At 63.2% G+C, this 1,816-nt stretch carries 2 protein-coding genes; one reads left to right on the forward strand and one right to left on the reverse strand.

What is annotated here, in order from left to right; all coding sequences use genetic code 11:
• The coding region (locus QZ079_RS09330; RefSeq protein ID WP_297037567.1) for a zinc-ribbon domain-containing protein at positions 1 to 272 on the reverse strand (272 nt) is incomplete at its 3' end.
• Between the two features lie 116 nt (positions 273 to 388).
• On the opposite strand from QZ079_RS09330, the gene QZ079_RS09335 reads away from it, so the two are divergent.
• A partial coding sequence (locus QZ079_RS09335) for a YncE family protein (protein ID WP_297037568.1) occupies positions 389 to 1,816 on the forward strand: 1,428 nt, incomplete at its 3' end.

Below are 1,816 nucleotides of genomic sequence, written 5' to 3' on the forward strand. Positions count from 1 at the left end.
GCGACAGCGTCGGCGGCCTGCTCGCCGCCCATAGCGCCCGCACCCGCGCCGGCGCCGGCATCTTCGGGCAGCGACTCCATCTGTCCGAATTCCTTCGCTGCATCCGCCATCGGGGCGCTCGGTAACTTCGCCCCGCAGAACGGGCAGAACTTCGCGTCGTCGGCGTTCTTCTTGCCGCACTTCGGACAGAACATCTCGACCCCCTCACCGCGGCGGAACGCACCGCAGCCATCGATTCCGAGCGCCGCCGCATGCGCAGCATCTGGCGGCACGCATTTCCCGTATGCCTATTCTATCGCGACCGACGCCCACGCTTTACCGCGCTAAAGATAAACTTTGCCGAATATCGCGCTCGCACCGTCTTATTTGTCCGGGCACCGATATACACTTGTCGAAATGGAAGATCGAGGCATCGGGGGACGCCATGGGCAAGCGCACGAGACTTCTTTTGCTGGAGTGTACGGCCTGGGGAAACGCCGCATCTTGGCGCATGCGAGCGCTTGCAGTGCTCGCAGCCGTGGTCGTCGCCTGCGTTCCCAGCCTGTTCGGCTCGGCACCGGCGGCGTTCGCAGCAGACGAGATGCCGGAGCTCGAGCTCCGGAATAGTTACCAGCTGCAGTCGATGACCGACGAGTACTTCAACGGGCTCTGGACGGTCTCGCACGACGGCACGCGGGCGATCATCAGCGACGGCGAGCAGACCCTCGCGGTTGACCTTGAAACGGGCTCCGAGACGCCGCTCGACTTTGGCCAGCGTTGGGTGTCGAGCCTCATGCCCATCGGTGAGCGTGACTTCATCATCAATTCCAATGGCGTGCTCTACCGCTACGGGGACGACCTCGAGCCCCTGGGCGGCCTGGCCGGAAGCGGGTACAGCGTGGGCACGATGTGCTTCCCGGTTGCGGACGAATCCAAGCTGCGGTTCCCTGCTAGCAGGGACGGTCGCGTCTACGCCGTGGTCTACGACCTCGAAGCGCAGAGCGTCGAGCAGGAAATTGCCATCGATAGCGATTCCACCGGCATGTGGATCTCGAACGACCTCACGCGTGCATACAACGTGCGGTGGATCGACGATGATGGCGGCCGTGTCATCATCGTGAGCTACGACATGGCGAGCGGCAAGGAGATCCTGAGAAACGAGCAGATCAATCCCGGGCTTGTTGGGAGCTATCCGTTTTTCGTCGGCGAGACGGACGACGGCTGGCCCATCCTCTTCGACATCGCGGGCGCGCATTACTTCCGTATCGACCCTGAAAGCGGCGAGGTGGTGCCGTTCGTCGATCGCGCAGGAGGCACCAACTCCATTCCGATCCTGGGCAACGAGCTTTCGACCGTCGTGGTATCGGTGGGCGCGGGCGGCTCGGCAGGCGACAACCTGACTGCCGATGATATCGGCACCGCTGAGCTGCGCTCGATGAACTTGCGCACGGGAGAGACGCTCTACTCCATGAGCACGTCCGTCTTCGCGCGCAACTTCCACGGCTTCGCCGGCCATAGCGCTGTCACGCGCGATGGCAGGTATTTCTATCAGGGCATGTATGATGCCGAGGGGGTCGCACGCATCTGCACCTTCGACCTGGAGCGCGGCGTTTACGAGGCCTACGACTACGACGACGGGTTCGCCGCGACGAACGTACCCACCAACGACTGGCTGCGGCTCACGCGGGACGATTCACGCCTCATCACGCTCTCGACGAGCGACGGAGGCGACATCGTCTTCTGCGTATACGACACAAACATCGAAGGGGGCTTCCTGGGCGGGCTGCTCGCCGATGGCAACCCCACGATCATCATCGCGATCATTGCCGTCGTGCTC

This window comes from uncultured Enorma sp. (assembly GCA_905210055.1).
Lineage (GTDB): Bacteria > Actinomycetota > Coriobacteriia > Coriobacteriales > Coriobacteriaceae > Enorma.